This window comes from Sphingopyxis sp. GW821-FHT12C06, from assembly GCF_058807415.1.
In genome coordinates, this window is sequence record NZ_JBXAQR010000005.1 from 80,904 (window position 1) to 97,419 (window position 16,516).

15 protein-coding genes are annotated in these 16,516 nt (G+C 66.0%); 8 read left to right on the top strand and 7 right to left on the bottom strand.

All coding sequences use genetic code 11. The features are described 5' to 3' along the window. Positions 1–8: 8 nt before the first annotated feature. From AC1RRJ_RS15670 to tsaD, 3 genes are all read right to left on the bottom strand, one after another. Entirely contained in the window at positions 9–1,532 is a 1,524-nt protein-coding gene (locus AC1RRJ_RS15670) for a lipopolysaccharide biosynthesis protein (protein ID WP_493124300.1), read from the bottom strand. A gap of 76 nt (positions 1,533–1,608) precedes the next feature. Continuing rightward, positions 1,609–2,604, bottom strand: a complete 996-nt coding sequence (locus AC1RRJ_RS15675) for an NAD(P)H-dependent glycerol-3-phosphate dehydrogenase (protein WP_493124302.1) — start codon at positions 2,602–2,604, stop codon at positions 1,609–1,611. Continuing rightward, the gene (gene tsaD, locus AC1RRJ_RS15680; protein WP_493124304.1) at positions 2,601–3,635 is read right to left on the bottom strand and encodes a tRNA (adenosine(37)-N6)-threonylcarbamoyltransferase complex transferase subunit TsaD; all 1,035 of its coding nucleotides are present in this window, start codon (positions 3,633–3,635) and stop codon (positions 2,601–2,603) included. Before tsaD ends, AC1RRJ_RS15675 begins: the two co-directional genes overlap by 4 nt. Before the next feature lie 63 nt (positions 3,636–3,698). On the opposite strand from tsaD, the gene hemC reads away from it, so the two are divergent. Genes hemC through AC1RRJ_RS15705 form a run of 5 tightly spaced genes read left to right on the top strand, consistent with a single transcriptional unit; the run spans position 3,699 to position 8,622 of the window. Further along, entirely contained in the window at positions 3,699–4,646 is a 948-nt protein-coding gene (hemC, locus tag AC1RRJ_RS15685; RefSeq protein WP_493124306.1) for a hydroxymethylbilane synthase, read from the top strand. Continuing rightward, entirely contained in the window at positions 4,643–5,332 is a 690-nt protein-coding gene (locus AC1RRJ_RS15690; protein WP_493124308.1) for a uroporphyrinogen-III synthase, read from the top strand. The genes hemC and AC1RRJ_RS15690 overlap by 4 nt, the downstream gene beginning before the upstream one ends. Before the next feature lie 19 nt (positions 5,333–5,351). Then, positions 5,352–6,248 (top strand): mitofilin family membrane protein, encoded by an 897-nt coding sequence (locus AC1RRJ_RS15695; RefSeq protein WP_493124310.1) that lies wholly within the window; start codon positions 5,352–5,354, stop codon positions 6,246–6,248. A gap of 45 nt (positions 6,249–6,293) precedes the next feature. Further along, entirely contained in the window at positions 6,294–7,496 is a 1,203-nt protein-coding gene (locus AC1RRJ_RS15700) for an acyl-CoA dehydrogenase (RefSeq protein WP_493124312.1), read from the top strand. 1 nt (position 7,497) lies between these two features. Next, positions 7,498–8,622, top strand: coding sequence for a CaiB/BaiF CoA transferase family protein (locus AC1RRJ_RS15705; protein WP_493124314.1), 1,125 nt, complete (start codon positions 7,498–7,500; stop codon positions 8,620–8,622). A 103-nt stretch (positions 8,623–8,725) separates the two neighbouring features. Here AC1RRJ_RS15705 and AC1RRJ_RS15710 read toward each other — a convergent pair whose 3' ends face one another. Then, on the bottom strand, positions 8,726–11,089 hold the full coding sequence (locus tag AC1RRJ_RS15710; RefSeq protein ID WP_493124316.1) for a TonB-dependent receptor: 2,364 nt from the start codon (positions 11,087–11,089) through the stop codon (positions 8,726–8,728). A gap of 208 nt (positions 11,090–11,297) precedes the next feature. Between AC1RRJ_RS15710 and AC1RRJ_RS15715 the strand changes: the two genes are divergently transcribed. Then, positions 11,298–11,924, top strand: a complete 627-nt coding sequence (locus AC1RRJ_RS15715) for a TetR/AcrR family transcriptional regulator (protein WP_493124949.1) — start codon at positions 11,298–11,300, stop codon at positions 11,922–11,924. A gap of 36 nt (positions 11,925–11,960) precedes the next feature. Here AC1RRJ_RS15715 and metW read toward each other — a convergent pair whose 3' ends face one another. Then, on the bottom strand, positions 11,961–12,548 hold the full coding sequence (gene metW / locus AC1RRJ_RS15720; protein WP_493124318.1) for a methionine biosynthesis protein MetW: 588 nt from the start codon (positions 12,546–12,548) through the stop codon (positions 11,961–11,963). A gap of 3 nt (positions 12,549–12,551) precedes the next feature. After that, complete coding sequence (gene metX, locus AC1RRJ_RS15725) at positions 12,552–13,673, bottom strand: homoserine O-acetyltransferase MetX (RefSeq protein ID WP_493124320.1); 1,122 nt, start codon at positions 13,671–13,673, stop codon at positions 12,552–12,554. A gap of 77 nt (positions 13,674–13,750) precedes the next feature. Between metX and hisC the strand changes: the two genes are divergently transcribed. Both hisC and AC1RRJ_RS15735 read left to right on the top strand, forming a co-directional pair. After that, on the top strand, positions 13,751–14,857 hold the full coding sequence (gene hisC / locus AC1RRJ_RS15730) for a histidinol-phosphate transaminase (protein WP_493124322.1): 1,107 nt from the start codon (positions 13,751–13,753) through the stop codon (positions 14,855–14,857). Positions 14,858–14,861: 4 nt separating this feature from the next. Next, positions 14,862–15,770, top strand: a complete 909-nt coding sequence (locus tag AC1RRJ_RS15735) for a prephenate/arogenate dehydrogenase family protein (RefSeq protein ID WP_493124324.1) — start codon at positions 14,862–14,864, stop codon at positions 15,768–15,770. 34 nt (positions 15,771–15,804) lie between these two features. On the opposite strand, the gene AC1RRJ_RS15740 is transcribed toward AC1RRJ_RS15735, so the two are convergent. Beyond that, positions 15,805–16,515: a lysophospholipid acyltransferase family protein gene (locus AC1RRJ_RS15740; protein ID WP_493124326.1), complete on the bottom strand. Its 711-nt coding sequence runs from the start codon at positions 16,513–16,515 to the stop codon at positions 15,805–15,807. Between the last annotated feature and the right edge of the window lies 1 nt (position 16,516).

The window sequence follows — 16,516 nt, forward strand, 5'->3', positions numbered from 1 at the left end:
ATGACCTGCTACTCCGCCGCCGCCTCTTCAGGATGTTTCTTGAACAAGGCGCGGTCGGCGGGGCCGAAACCGCGGGTCCAGATCAGCCAGGCATAGATGCCGAGGATGACCGGAACGCCGATCAGCAGTTCGGCCCATTCGGGAAGCTGGGTCGCCCCCCAGCCGAGCACCGCTGCGCCCGCGGTTGCCCAGACGAGCGCCCAGCGCAGGCTGTTGACCGGGGTGCCGAGCAGGCGGCCGAGTAGCCACGCCTTGGTGACCGAAGCGAAGCCGAGCGCGAGCATCAGCGCCAGCGCGACCGCCGCGGCATAGGTGATCGGCGGCCACCCCATCGATTTGGCGATCAGGATCAGCGCAACGCTGAAAATCGCCTGCAGCGCGAGCGTCGCGAGGCTGATCAGCAGATTGCGATGGCGCGCGACATAGACGAGCGCCGCTTCGCTGACGACCGCGGTCGCCGCGACGACTTCGGCGGCGAGCAGGAAGGCGAGAGCAGCGGTGCCGCTGACGAATTCGGGGCCGACGAGGCCCATCACCGCTTCGCCCGGAATGCCGAGCGCAAGCGCGACGCCGGTTTGCGCGGCGATGATCCAGAAGCCGACCTGACTCACCTGTGCGGCGACAGCGCCCAGGCGGTTTTCTGCGAGGTTGCGGGTGATGACGGGCCCCAGGATTGGCTCGAAGCTCGTCTTGAGCTTTTGCGGCAGCGAGGCGACCTGCTGTGCCATATAATAAATGCCGTAGATCGTCGGCGAAGTGAACTGGCCGAGGATGAACAGGTCGAGCCGGCGCGTCCCCCATTCGATTGCATCGGCGGCGGCGAGCGGGGCGTTGCGCCGCGCCACCGCTATCAGATGCGCGGGGTGCGGTCGCCATACACCGGGGCCGCCATAATGACGGATCATCGGCCATAGCGCGGTCAGGAAAGCGCCGACCATCGCGGCGGCATAGGAGAGCATCAGCCCGTCACGGACCGACACGAACCAGAATCCGGCGGCGGCGATGCTGATCACCCACGGTTCGACGATCGCGCGCGCACGCACGGTCGCGCCGATGTCGAAGCGATAGGCGCAGGCGGCGAGCGCAACCTCGGTACCGGCGATGGCAAAGACAAGGAAAGCCATCCAGCGGTCGGTGCTGTCGATCCCGCCCGCTGGATACATGAGCTGCGGCAGGAAGAAGAGGATCAGCGACCCGAACGCCGAAGCAAGGAAAGCGACGAAAATGCCGTCCCACACGACGGTCCGGTGATCGGCGCCGGGGGCGCTCAGCTGTTCGGCGAGGCCGCGTTTGAGGCCCAGCGTTGCGAGCTGCGCGACGAGTTCGATGACGAGCACGGCAAAGGCGAAGCGCCCGACGGCTTCTGGTCCGTACCAGCGGCCGGCGACATAGAGAAAGGGCAGGCGAGCGACGAGGCGCAGGATGAATCCGAAGAAATTGGTGCGTCCGCCCTTCGCCAGCGCCGCGGTGTCGGCATCGCGCGGCGGGGCGTCGGGTGATGAGGGCGCGGCTGCGCTGTCCGTTTGGCTCAAGCCCTGCGCCCCTGCTGCTGCTCCCGGAGGCGCAGTCTAGCCCGGCAGGCGGAGGCAGGCAATTGAATGTACATCGTCACCGGCCCTCGGGTCGCAGCGGACGGCTGAGCAGCGCCTGAACGGCGTCGGACACGCTTGTTTCGCCGGCGACGAGGCGTGCGACGGCGTCGGTGATCGGCATGTCGATGCCGTCGGCACGCGCGGCGGCGGCGACAACCGGCGCGCTGAACGCGCCCTCGGCGACGGTGCGGCGATCGGCCATAAGCGTTTCGGCGGCTTGACCGCGCCCCAGTCCCTGGCCGAGCGCGAAGTTGCGCGAACTGGACGAGGTGCAGGTGAGGACGAGATCGCCGAGCCCGGCGAGCCCGGCGAGGGTTTCGGCCTGCGCCCCGCGCGAGAGGCCAAAGCGCGTCATTTCGGCGAAACCACGGCTGATCAGCGCGGCGCGCGCGTTGAGCCCGAGCCCGGCGCCGTCGACGATGCCGCAGGCGATTGCGAGGATATTTTTGACCGCGCCGCCGATCTCGGCGCCGATGACGTCGGTCGAAACATAGGGACGGAAATGCGGCCGCGCGAGCGAGCCGGCGATCGCGGCGGCGATATCGGGGTCGGCGGCGGCCAGCGTGATCGCGGTCGGCAGCCCGGCGGCGACTTCATGTGCGAAGGTCGGGCCCGACAGCACGGCGTGCGGCCGCGATGGCGTCAGGTCGCGCGCGATGTCGATCGGGAAGGCGAAGCTGCCCGCCTCCATCCCCTTGCTGCAGAAGATCAGCGGCGCGTCGCCCGCGGGAAGCTCGGCGAGGACGGCGCGCAAATAGGGGACGGGGACGACGATGAGCAACGCGTCGCATGGCGCGAGGTCGGCAAGGTCAGCGGTCGCGTTCAACGACGGCGAGAGCGCGCTGTTCGGCAGGAACAGGGGATTGCGATGTTCGGCGTTGATCGCCGCGACGACCTCTTGTTCGCGCGCCCAAAGGCGGACGGGGGCTCCCTCGGCGGCGAGCAATTGCGCGAGCGCGGTGCCCCATGCACCGCCGCCGACGACGCCGAAGCGCGAATAGTGTGACGTCATGCTTTCACTCCGGCGCCGCGCACGGCTTCGGCTTCGGGGTCGAGCGGCCAGCGCGGGCGCGCCGCGACCGACAGCGGATCGGTGAGCCCCGCGGTGAAACGCTCGGCGCCCGCCCAGGCGATCATCGCGCCATTGTCGGTGCACAGCCACAAGGGCGGGGCGACGAAGGGCTTGTCGAAACGCGCGGCGAGTTCGGTGAGCGCACCGCGAATCGCGCCATTGGCGGCGACCCCGCCCGCGACGACGAAGGCCTTGGCTTCGGGGCAGGCGGTCAGCGCGATGCGGCTGCGATCGACGAGGCAGTCGACGACCGCCTGCTGGAACGAGGCGGCGAGGTCGGGGACGCTGTGCATGCCCGACGCCGATGCGCGCGCGACCGCACTTTTGAGTCCGGCGAAGGAGAAATGGGGTTCGGCGCTGCCGACGAGGGGGCGCGGCAACGGCACGGCGCGCGGGTCGCCCTGCTGTGCGATGCGCTCGACCGCGGGGCCGCCGGGATAGCCGAGCCCGAGCAGCTTCGCGGTCTTGTCGAACGCCTCGCCCGCGGCATCGTCGATCGTGGTGGCAAGGCGGCGGTAGTCGCCAACGCCCTTGACGAGCAGCAGCTGGCAATGGCCGCCCGAGACAAGCAGCAGCAGATAAGGAAATTGCAGCTCGGGCGCGACCAGCCGCGGCGACAGCGCATGGCCTTCGAGATGATTCACCGCGATCAGCGGCTTGTTCGCGGCATGCGCGAGCGCCTTTCCGGTGACGAGCCCGACCATGACGCCGCCGATCAGGCCGGGACCGGCGGTTGCAGCGATCGCATCGACATCGGCCAAAGCGAGGCCGGCGTCCTTGAGCACACCCTCGACAATCGGGGCAAGCCGGTCGACGTGCGCGCGCGCAGCGATCTCCGGAACGACGCCGCCATAGGGGCTATGTTCGGCCTCCTGCCCCGCGACACGGTGCGCGAGGACGCGCCGATTGCTATCGACGAGCGCCGCCGCGGTTTCGTCGCAGCTCGATTCTAGGCCCAGGATGATGGTCATAATGTTGCGCCTCCCTTTACGCGCCCCTTTATCGACAGGGCAAGCCGCGCTAGCAGCAGGCCGATGATTGACCTTCCTACTGCTCAAAACCCGCTGCGCATCGGCACGCGCGCGTCGCCGCTCGCGCTGGCGCAGGCGAATATGGCCGCTGCGGCGTTGATCGCGGCGCATGGCATTGCGTCTGACACGCTCGAAATCGTGCCGATGACCGCGACCGGCGACAGGATTCAGGACCGCGCACTGGCCGAGGTCGGAGGCAAGGCGCTGTGGACGCGCGAGCTCGATGCCGCGCTCGATGCGGGCGCGATCGATATTGCGGTCCATTCGCTGAAGGATGTCGAAACACTCCGCGACCCGCGCTTCGCGCTCGCCGCGATGCTCGAACGCGCCGATCCGCGCGACCGGCTGGTGGTGCGCGACGGGGTGGATGCTGTGAGCATCGCCGACCTGCCGCTCGGTGCGCGGCTGGGGACGAGCAGCCCGCGCCGCGCGGCGCAGGTGAAACGGCTACGCCGCGATATCGTCACCACGCTGCTGCGCGGTAATGTCGCGACGCGGCTGGGCAAGCTCGCGGCCGGCGATGTCGATGCGACCCTGCTCGCCGCCGCCGGGCTCGACCGGCTGGGGATGTTCGATATCGGCGCGGTCCAGGGTGCCGACCTGTTGCTGCCCGCGGCATCGCAGGGGGCTATCGGGATCGAATGCCGGTCCGACGACAATAATGTGCGCGCGCTGATCGCGGCGATAGACCATGCGCCGACCCATGCAGCGGTTTCGGCAGAGCGGGCGTTTCTGGCGGCACTGAGCGGCGATTGCCGGTCGCCGGTCGCGGCCTATGCATTTTTTCGCGACGACGGATCGCTGCGTCTCGATGCCGAGATTTTTTCGGACGATGGCGCCGAACATGCTGCGGGTCACACGCTGGTGACCGGCGCCGGCGAGGCTGAGGCGCTCGCGCATCGCCTGCTCGACGAGGCGCCCGAAGCGGTGCGGCGCCTGTTTTCGGCATGAGCGTCGGCCTGCCGCTGATCGTCACCCGCCCCGATCCGGGCGGCGCGGCGACGGTCGGGCGGGCAAAAGCGCTGGGGCTCGACGCGCGTCCGATGCCGTTGTTCGCGGCGAAGCCGCTGCCTTGGACACTTCCCGCGACGATGGATTTTGACGCGCTGCTGGTGACCAGCGCGCAGGCGGCGCGCCTTGCTGGACCCGATCTTGCGCGGCTGGCGTCGCTGCCTGCCTATGCCGTCGGGTCAGCGACCGCGGCAGCATTGGAGACCGCCGGGGTGCGCGTCGAAATGACCGGATCGACCGATGGGCAAGACCTTCTTGGCGCTATGACGTCACGAAATATCCGAAATATTTTATGGCTTTGCGCGCGCGACCGGTCGGTTTTCGATCCACTCGGCGCGACGCTGGTACCGCTTCCTTGCTATGCGGTCGATCCGATTGCGCCGCCTTCTGACTGGGTCGCAACGATCGCTGCGCCGGCGGTGCTGCTCGCGCATTCGGTACGCGGTGCGACGCGGATCGCCGAGCTTGCCGGAGCCTCGCGCGGGCATCTTCGCCTCGCTGCGATCAGCGCCAAGGTCGCGGCGGCTGCGGGTACGGGCTGGGCTGCGGCAGGGGTTGCCGAGCGCCCCGACGATGCGGCATTGTTGGCACAGGCGTATGCTTTGTGCCACAAGGGCCAAAAATAGGGTCGTTCGAAAGAGACACATGGCAATCGACAATATCGACACGTCCTCGCCTGCGGACGGCGTGGCCCCGAGGCGGGGGCTCTCGTTTCGCGCTCTCGCCATCGGGGCTTTCATCCTGCTCTTGATCGGAATTGCCGGCGGCGGCTGGGCGATGAACCGCTGGCTTGCCGACCGCAATGCCGGGACGGTGACGAAGGTGGCCGATGCGTCCGGCAGCGGCGCGGCGGTACTGGCGGACGATCCGGCAACTGGCGGACAGGTTCCGCTGGTCGTCAAGCCGGTCGATGGCGCTGATGCGCTCGCGACGCGGGTAGCCGACCTCGAAGAAAGATTGTCGCGCATCACACTCGAAGCCGCGTCGGCGTCGGGCAATGCCTCGCGCGCAGAGGGGTTGCTCGTCGCGTTCGCGGTGCGCCGCGCGCTCGATCGCGGGCTGTCGCTCGGGTATCTCGATGCGCAACTGCGGCTGCGCTTCGGCGATGATCAGCCCAATGCGGTCAAGACGATCATCGAAACCTCGCGCGAGCCCGTGACGCTCGAACAATTGCGCGCCGAACTCGATGCGCTGTCGCCCCACCTAGTCGGGCGGAGCGAGGGTAGCGGCAGCCTGTGGACCGGGCTGCGCCGTGAATTGTCCGAACTGTTCGTCGTGCGGCCGGCGGGAACGCAATCGCCGCGCGCGTCGGAACGGCTCGAGCGCGCACGCCGCTATCTGGCGGGCGGGCAGGTCGACAAGGCGATCGAAGAGGTTCAGGCGATGCCGGGCGCAGCCGCTGCGAATGACTGGCTGATCGATGCCCGTCGCTATCATGAAGCGCGGCGCGCGCTTGACCTGATCGAGACCGCGGCGATATTGGAGCCGCGCGACAGTCCCGCTGCCGCAATGGCCCGCAAAGAGGCCGAACCGACACCATAGCGTGCGTCCCGGGAGGGCAGCTCGCTGCAGAGAAAGCTCACCGATATGGCCCACGCCGATGAACAGCGCATCGAGGCGCTCGACCCGTTCGACCCGTTGCAACTCGATGCCGAGCTCAGCGAAGAAGAGCGGATGGTGCGGGATACCGCGCGCAGCTACGCCGAAGCCGAATTGCTGCCGCGCGTCACCTCGGCCTTTCTCGATGAGCGTTTCGACCGCGAGATCATGCGCGAAATGGGCGGGCTGGGCCTGCTTGGCGCGACGATCGACCCGAAATATGGTGGCGCGGGGCTTAATTATGTCAGCTACGGGCTGATTGCGCGGGAAGTCGAGCGCGTCGATTCGGGCTATCGTTCGGCCTGTTCGGTGCAAAGCTCGCTCGTGATGCACCCGATCAACGCTTATGGCAGCGAAGAGCAGAAGCAGCGTTTCCTGCCCGGCCTCGCGTCGGGTGAGCTTGTCGGCTGTTTTGGCCTGACCGAACCCGATGCGGGCAGCGACCCCGGCGGGATGCGGACGCGCGCCGAGAAGATCGCGGGCGGCTACCGCCTCAAGGGCGCGAAAATGTGGATCACCAATGCGCCGATCGCCGACGTCTTTGTCGTCTGGGCGAAGTCCGATGCGCACGATGGCGCGATTCGCGGCTTTCTCCTCGAAAAGGGCATGAAGGGCCTGTCGGCGCCGAAAATCGAGGGCAAGGTGTCGTTGCGGGCGTCGATCACTGGCGAGATTGTCATGGATGGGGTCGAAGTCGGCGAAGATGCACTGCTTCCCGACGTGTCGGGGCTCAAGGGCCCCTTCGGTTGCCTCAACCGCGCGCGTTACGGCATCGGCTGGGGCGCGATGGGCGCCGCCGAATTCTGCTATGAGGCGTCGCGCCAATATACGCTCGACCGCAAGCAGTTCGGGCGTCCGCTCGCGGCGAACCAGATCGTCCAGCTCAAGCTCGCCAATATGCTCACCGAAATTGCATTGGGGCTGCAAACGGCGCTGCGCGTCGGCCGGTTGATCGACGAGGGCCGTCTCATTCCCGACGCGATCAGCCTGCTCAAGCGCAACAATTGCGGCAAGGCGCTCGATATCGCCCGCGTCGCGCGTGACATGCACGGCGGCAACGGCATTTCAGCCGACTATCATGTGATCCGCCATGCGGTGAACCTCGAGACGGTGAACACCTATGAAGGGACGCACGACGTTCATGCGCTGATTCTCGGCCGCGCGATCACCGGCATCGCTGCTTTTGCCTGAGGTGGCGCCGAAGCCACTGGCCGGAATTCGCGTCGTCGAACTGGCGCGGGTTCTTGCGGGGCCATGGTGCGGGCAATTGCTCGCCGACCTCGGCGCCGAGGTGGTGAAGATCGAGCGCCCCGGCGTCGGCGACGACACACGCAGTTGGGGCCCGCCCTTCATCACGGATGACGATGGTGCGAATTTGGGTGCGGCCTATTATCACAGCACCAATCGCGGCAAGTCGGGGGTCGCGATCGATATTGCGACCCCCGAAGGCCAGGCCGAGGCCCGCACACTGATCGCCGGCGCTGATGTGGTGATCGAAAATTACAAGCTGGGCGGGCTCGCCAAATATAGGCTCGATCCGGCGACGCTTTGCGCCGAATTTCCCCGGCTGATCGTCTGTTCGATCACCGGTTTCGGGCAGACCGGACCCTACGCACACCGCGCGGGTTATGATTTCATCATCCAGGCGATGGGGGGCGCGATGTCGCTGACCGGTGAGCCCGATGGCGCGCCGCAAAAGGCCGGAATCGCCTATGCAGATGTCTTCACCGGCATGTATTCGACCGTCGCGATCCTTGCCGCCTTGAGACGTCGTGACGTCACCGGAAAGGGCGCGCATATCGACATGGCGCTGCTCGATTGTCAGGTCGGGGTGCTCGCAAATCAGGCGGCCAATTATCTGGCGAGCGGCGTATCGCCGGCGCGGATGGGCAATGGCCACGCCAATGTCGTGCCCTATCAGGCGTTCGCGACCGCCGACGGCCAGCTGGTGATCGCGGTCGGCAACGACCGCCAGTTTCGCAAGCTGTGCACGATCCTGGGCGAAGTCGGCTGGGCCGATGACGCACGCTTTGCGAACAATTCGGCGCGGCTTGCGAACCGGCGCGAACTGATTCCGATGCTCGCGGCGAAGATTGCGGGCTGGGACGCGCAGCCTTTGTCGGATGCGCTGGAAGCCGAGGATGTCCCTGCGGGCCCGATCAACGATCTGGCCGGGGTGTTCGCCAATCCGCAGGTTCAGGCGCGCGGGATGCGCTTTCGTCCCGATGGCGCATTCGTCGACGGGCTGGCGAGCCCGATCGTCATCGACGGTGAGCGGATGGTGGCTTCCACGGGAGCGCCACCGCTGGCTGGATAATCAAAACCCGTTCGCATCGAGCGAAGTCGAGATGCCGTAAGGGCAAACACCGCGACGGGTGTCTCGACATCGCTCGGCACGAACGGAGAAATGGGCCCTGTCTCTAGAACTTCACCGTGCCGGTCACGAAGATCTGGCGCGGGTTGCCGTAAAAGGCGGTTTGTACGCCTTCGCGTCCCAGCGTCGAGGCACCGGCGGCGTTCTGATAATTATAGCCCGATGTGATATATTGCTTGTCGGTGAGATTCTTGCCGTGAAGGCCGATCGAATAATCGCCGCTGTCTGCCGTCCAGACAAGGCTGGCGTCCCACAGCATATAGCCCGGCTGATCGAGCGCAGGAATCGGTACCTCGAACTGATGCGTCAGGCTGCGGTACGACAGACTGGTCGACGCGTCGACATTGCCGCCCATCGCCGGGATGCCAGCTGCGATCGTGCCCGACAGCGTCCATTTCGGCGTGTTCTGAAAGGTGCGGATATCGGCGACGTCGGCGCCGGTGGGGCCGATGAAGCGCTTGTATTTGGCATCGACATAGCCGAGTGCGCCGTTGAACCGGAAGGTCGAGCCCGCGCCTGCAAAATCGCGCGCCAGCACCGCATTGGCTTCGGCCTCAATCCCCTGAAGCCGCGCTTTCGCCGCGTTGGTGGTGATGCCGCAGAAGCTTTGGATATTGTTGACCAGACATCCGACCGAGCCGGGGATCTGCACATCCTTATAATCCATATAGAAGCCGGCGAGGCTGAGTGTCAGACGGCGGTCGAACAGCGAGCCTTTATAGCCGAGTTCATAGCTGTCGACCTTCTCCGGGTCGAAGGCGAGGAAATTATAGGTGTCATTATAGGAGCGCCCGGTAGCTGGGTTGCTGATCGGTGCCGAGGTTCCCGAACCGCGCGGGTCGAAGCCGCCGCCCTTGAAGCCCTTTGAATAGGATGCATAGACCATATTATTCGCATCGGGCTTGAAGCTCAGCGACGCGCGGGGTGTGAATTCCTTGAATGTGCGATCGCCGCGGAAGTCGGTCACGGGAAGGCCGTTGCCCAGCGGCGGGCCAAGAATGACATGGGGGTTCCCGCCAAATTCGGGAGACAGGCCCGAGGTCAGACTTGCCTTGTAAACATAGGCGCTGCGCTTGTCGTTCGTATAGCGGCCGCCAACCGAGAGGCTGAGTTGATCGTTGAAGTCAAAGGTGAAGTCACCAAACACCGACCAGGTTTTTGTCCGCACGTCGCCCGCAGTATAGGCGTTATAACCGGGAAACGGTCCACCGAGTATGGGCGGCAATGTTGCACCCGTCAGGCCGAGCAATACGTCGAACGACGTCGCGGCCTTGGCATCGAGATAATAGAAGCCGACGAGGCCGTGCAGTCGGTCGCTTTCATAGAGCAGCTGAAATTCCTGACTCAGCTGTTCGTTGCGATAGACGGCCGGAACATCGACATCGACCGCCGGAAGCGCGTCGAAATCGATCGGAGTAAAGCTCGTGTCCTTGCGCCATGCGCTGATCGAGCGGAGCGTGACATTGTCGGTCAGTTCGGCCGAGACATTCATCGCCAGGCCATAGGCCTTGATGTCCTGCTTGGGGTCGTTGAGGCCGGCGCGCGTGTCATAGACATTGTCGAGGACCGGGGCACCCGAGATGAGCCCGGGGATCAGGCGGTGGCCGTTGCGCGGATCCGATTTGTCGCGGGTATAATCGCCCGAAATACGGATCAGCACTGGCGCGCCATTGCCGCCCAGTTCGACAGTGCCGCGGCCGGCCCAGACATCCTTGTTGTAATTTTCAAGGCCTGCAATGCTCAGATTATCGCCAAAGCCGCCGCGCGACAGCCGCGCTACCGATCCGCCGACGCGCAGGATGTCGCTGATCGGCGCGCTTGCGGTCACGACCAGGTCGGCCTGTTTGTATGTACCAAAAGTCCCGCGAATCCGAAGCTCGGGTGAGTCGGGGTTGAGCGCGCGGGTCACATATTTGACCGCGCCGCCAATGGTGTTGCGGCCGTAGAGCGTGCCCTGCGGTCCGCGCAGCACTTCGATGCGTTCGACGTCATAGATGTCGAGCACCGCGGCCTGCGGGCGGTTGAGATAGACGTCGTCGAGATAGAGGCCGACGCCGGCTTCGAAGCCCGGAACCGGATCCTGTTGGCCGACGCCGCGGATGAAGGCGGTGAGGGTCGAGTTGGTACCGCGCGAATTTTCGAGCGTCGTGTTCGGCGTCATATTGGCAACGTCGGTGATGTCGATCGCGCCCGCTGCGGCGAGGGCATCGCCTGAAATCGCGGTGACCGCGATCGGCACGTCGATCAGCCGCTCGTCGCGGCGGCGCGCGGTGACGATGATGTCCTCATCGCCGGCGTCGGCGCTCGCGCCTTCGTCCTGTGCGAAAGCGGCGGCCGGCGCGAAGGCGAGCATGGAAAGCGCGCTCGTGGCGAGGACGGCACGGCGAAGCTGGCGGGCGAAAGGGCGCATGAAGAGTCTCCCAATGGACGGGTGACCCCTCGCCACCCTTGTCATTCTTTTTGGGCCCGGTGCTTGCCAAGCCGCGGCACGTCCAATAATGAAAGGTGAACCAAGTTTCAACTTGGAAGTTGCGCCGGACGTTTTTTGCTTGCCAGTGGTGCGGAAAAGCCACGATGGCGGTGCGGGCGAACGGAGCGGGAAGGACGCAGGGGCAGCTATGGACGAGCCGCGATCAGCAGCAGAAGATGCCGGTAACCCGGAAAAGACGCCGCGCACCGAGCGCGGACGGCGTACACTGCGCAAATTGCTCGATGCAGCGGCGATCGAATTTGGCGAGCGGGGCTTTCACGACGCGTCGATCAGCGACATCACCCGCCGCGCCGGCACGGCGCTTGGCAGCTTTTACACCTATTTCGATTCGAAGGATGCGATCTTCCGCGCACTCGTCGCTGATATGTCGGGGCGGGTGCGCGACCATGTCGCCCCCGCGATGGAGGGGGCCCAAGGCGCGATCGACGCCGAAGGCCGCGCGCTCGCCGCTTTCCTGCACTTCGCGCGCGAGCATCAGGAAATCTATCGCATCATCGACGAGGCCGAGTTTGTCGACCCCGACAGCTTTCGCGGCCATTATGCCACGACCGCCGATCGCATCGCCGCGCGCCTCTCCGCGGGCGCCGACGCGGGCGAGTTGCGGAACGGGATCGGCGAGGTCGAGGCCTGGGCGATCATGGGGATGAACGTGTTTCTGGGGCTGCGTTACGGCGTGTGGGACCGGCGCGAGGATATTGCCGAGGTCGCTGGCCGCGCCAATGCGCTGATCGCCGACGGGATTCGAAAGGGCTGAGCTTATTCCCCCTCCCGCATGCGGGAGAAGGTGTCGTCAGGCTCGCGAAATCAGGAAAATTGCATGTTCGGCGCGCCAACTTGCGGCCGCGTCGCTCGTCGGCCGGTCGCCCGACAGATACCAGGCGCCTTCGACCGATATGCCCTTGGCGCGCAGCAGGTCGCGAAAATCGCTGACGGTGACATGGTGGATGTTCGGGGTCTCGTACCAGGCGACGGGCAGCAAACGCGTAACCGGCATGCGGCCGCCCCAGAGCAGCGCGAGCCGCACGCGCCAATGCGCGAAATTGGGAAAGCTGACGAAGGCGCGCGGCGCGATGCGCAGCAGCTCGTCGACCACTTGGTCGGGGCGCTCGGTTGTCTGCAGCGTCTGCGACAATATCGCATAGTCGAAGGCGCCGCCCGGATAATCGGCGAGGTCGCGGTTGGCGTCGCCCTGAACCACCGACTGGCCACGCGCGATCGCTGCGGTGACATTGGCGGGGTCGATCTCCAGCCCGCGGGAGTCGACGCCCTTGGCCTGCAGCGCCGCCATCAACTCGCCGTCACCGCAGCCCACGTCGAGGACGCGCGAGCCGGTGGGCACGGCGTCGGCGATAGTCGCAAGGTCGGGGCGCAGCGCCATGGGTCAGACCCCCGCCGTCAATGCGCCGGCGACGATCCGGTCGAGTGCGGGGACGTCGAGCAGGAAGCTGTCGTGGCCGAAAGGCGCCGACAGTTCGACGAAGCTCGCCGCCGCGCCGACGCTTTGCAGCGCCTGGACGATACGGCGCGATTCGCTGGTCGGATAGAGCCAGTCGGTGTCGAAGCTGACCAGGGTGAAGCGCACATCCCTTGCCGCCGCGAACGCCCCCGCGAGCCGCCCGTCGTGCGGATCCGCGAGGTCGAAATAGTCCATCGCGCGGGTGATATAGAGATAGGCGTTGGCGTCGAAGCGGTCGGTGAAGGCCAGCCCCTGGTGCCGCAAATAGGATTCGATCTGGAAATCGGCGTCGAAACCAAAGCTTTTGATGTCGCGCGCCTGCAGGCGGCGGCCGAATTTCTCGGTCAGTCCGGCTTCGGACAAATAGGTGATGTGGGCCGCCATGCGCGCGACCGCGAGCCCCTTGGTCGGGGCGCGGTTGCTGGCGTAATACTGGCCGTCCCGCCAGTCGGGGTCGGCCATGATTGCTTGCCGCCCGACCTCGTGAAACGCAATATTCTGCGCCGAGTGGCGCGCCGCGCTGGCGATGACGACCGCCGAGGTTATGCGCTGCGGATAATGGACGGTCCAGGCGAGCGCCTGCATCCCGCCCATCGATCCGCCGACGACGGCGTGCAACCGCGCGATCCCCAGATGGTCGAGCAGCATCACTTGCGCACGCACCATGTCGCCGATGGTGATGACGGGAAAATGCATCGCCAGCGGCTGGCCGGTCGCGGCGTCGGGCGTCGCGGGGCCGCTCGACCCCATGCAGCTGCCGAGCACATTGGCGCAGATGACGTGGAAGCGGTCGGTATCGATTGGCTTGCCCGGCCCGACCATGCGTGCCCACCAGCCGGGCTTGCCCGTCGCCGGATGGTCGCTCGCGACATACTGGTCGCCGGTCAGCGCGTGACAGATCAGCACGGCGTTCGATTTGTCGGCGTTCAACGTGCCATAGCTTTGCCAGGCGATGGTGACCGCGTCGAGCCGCTGGCCGCTGTCGAGTGGCAGCGGAGTGCGGATTGTCACGCTCTGGTGCTGGATCTGATGGAGCATGCTCGCCATGGTGCGGCGGGGCTAAGCGGGCGGGGGCGGGCTGTCAACGGACTGGACTCGGCGCTGTCACGCGTTAAACGCCGCGCATGACCGAAACGACCCGTATCTTGCAGCCGAAGCCGTGGATCAGTGGCATCGCTCCCTATGTTCCCGGCAAATCGGCGGGCGCCGATGGCCGACCGCTCGTCAAACTGTCGGCGAATGAGAATCCGCTTGGCACCGGTGAGAAGGCGCGCGCGGCGTTTCGCGCTGCCGCAGATGATCTCGCGCGCTATCCCGATCCGGGCGCGGCGGCGCTGCGCGAAGCGATTGCCGCGAAATATGGCCTCGACCCCGCGCGCGTCATTTATGGCACCGGTTCGGACGAGCTGCTTCACCTTGCGACGAGTGCCTATGCCGGGCCCGGCGACGAAGTGCTGTATGTGCGTTACGGATTCGCGGTCTATGAAATCGCGGCCCGGCGCGTTGGGGCGACGCCCGTCGAGGCGCCCGACACAGATTATGCGACCGATGTCGACGCGCTGCTCGCGGCGGTGACCGAGAAAACGCGCGTCGTCTTCGTTGCCAATCCGAACAATCCGACCGGCACATTGTCGTCGCGGGCGGATATCGCGCGGCTCCACGCCGGGCTGCCCGCCGATGTGCTGTTCGTCCTCGACCAGGCCTATGCCGAATATCTTGAGCCGGGCGAAGATGACGCCGGGCTCGCACTCGCCGAAACCGCTGCGAATGTTTTTGTTACGCGCACCTTTTCGAAAATCCACGGCCTCGCCGCCGAACGCATTGGCTGGGGCTATGCCTCGAGCGAGGTGATTTCGGCGCTCCACAAGATTCGCGCGCCGTTCAACGTCACGCGCTGCGGTCAGGAAGCCGCGATCGCGGCGGTCGGCGACGATGATTTCGTCAATCGCAGCCGCGCGCAAAATGCCGAATGGCGCAGCTGGTTGAAGGCCGAGCTCGAAAGCCTTGGCAATCATGGCGTCCGCGTCGTGCCGTCGGCGACCAATTTCCTGCTCGTGCTGTTCGAGGGCAAGGTCACCGCCGAGGCGATGAACAATGCGCTGATGGAGGCGGGCTATATCGTGCGCTGGCTGCCGGGGCAGGGCCTGCCGCATGCGCTGCGCATGACGATCGGCACCGAGGATGAAACGCGCGGACTCGCGGCGGCGATCCGCGCCGCGCTGGAAGGCTGAGCCGATGGCGCGCAGCGTCGAACGGGTGGCGGTCATCGGGCTCGGCCTGATCGGATCGTCAATCGCGCGCGCGGTCAAGGAACGGCTGCCGCAGGTTGTCGTAACCGGCCATGACGCCAGCGAAGCTGTACGCGAGATCGCGCGCGGTCTGGGCCTGTGCGACCATCTGTCGGACGATCCTGCGTCCGCAGTCGAAAACGCCGATATCGTCATCCTCGCGGTTCCGGTCGGCGGGATGGCCGATGCCGCGCAAGCCATCGTGCCGGGGCTGGCGCCACATGCGATTATCTCCGACGTCGGATCGTCGAAGGCGGGGGTCGCCGCGGCGCTTGCCAAGGCGCTTCCTGATCATGTCGTCATTCCCGCGCATCCGGTCGCGGGGACCGAGAATAGCGGCCCCGCGGCGGGCTTTGCGACCCTGTTCGAAGGGCGCTGGTGCATCCTGACCCCGGGCGCCGACGCCCCCGCCGATGCGGTCGAGGCGGTGTCGTCGTTGTGGGAGGCACTGGGCGCCAAAGTTGACGTCATGGACGCCGCGCATCACGACATGGTGCTCGCGGTCACCAGCCATTTGCCGCATTTGATCGCCTATACGATCGTCGGCACTGCGAGCGAGCTGGAAGAGGTCACCGAGAGCGAGGTGATCAAATATTCGGCCGGCGGTTTCCGCGACTTTACGCGTATCGCGGCGAGCGACCCGGTGATGTGGCGCGACGTCTTTCTTGCGAACAAGGATGCGGTGCTCGCGACGCTGCAGCGCTTCAACGAGGATCTGACGGTGCTGCAGCAGGCAATCCGCCGCGGCGACGCCGACAAGCTGGAGGACTGGTTCACGCGTACGCGGGCGATCCGCCGTTCGATCATCGCCGAGGGTCAGGATGACCCGGCGCCCGATTTCGGGCGCAAGCACTGATTGCACCGTCGCCCCTGCCTTCGCGGGGCGACGTTCAGGATTCCAGCAAGGCTTCCGGTGGGTTCAGCGCATTGATCGCTACGCGCACCCGTTGCTCTGCCTCCTCGCGCGGCAGTCCGGCGGGGATCGTCGCGCCGACCTTGTAAGTGATCGTGCCCGGCCATTTGACCCAGCGGCGCGGTGGATAAGCGAGGCCGCTGTTCACCGCGACGGGAATCACCGGCACTCCAAGCAGACGATACATGCCTGCGAAACCGGCGCGAAGCTCTGGTGCCTCGCCATGCGGAACGCGCGTCCCTTCGGCGAACAGGCAGAGCGGCCGCCCCGCCGCGAGCGCGGCCTTGGCGGCGCCGAGCATCGCGCGCATCGCCTTGCCGCCGCCGTCGCGGTCGACCGGGATCAGGCCATAGAAGCGCGCCGCCTGACCCCAGACGGGGATCGAGAACAATTCTTCCTTGGCGAACACCGCGGGGTGCTTGAACAGCATTGGCTGTTCGACCGTCTCGAACGCCGATTCATGCTTGAAGACATAGAGCACCGGGATATCGGGCATCTCGCCCTCGACGATAATCGTCTGGCCGAGCAGGAAGCGGCAGAAATACCGATGCGAATTGGCCCAGATGCGGACGAAGAAAATGGTGCCGCGATGCGAAACCGGCAGCGCGATGACCCCGCCGATCGAGCTGATGCTGCTCATCACGAAAAAGGCGAACCAGAACAGGATCGAGCGGACGAGGGCGATCATA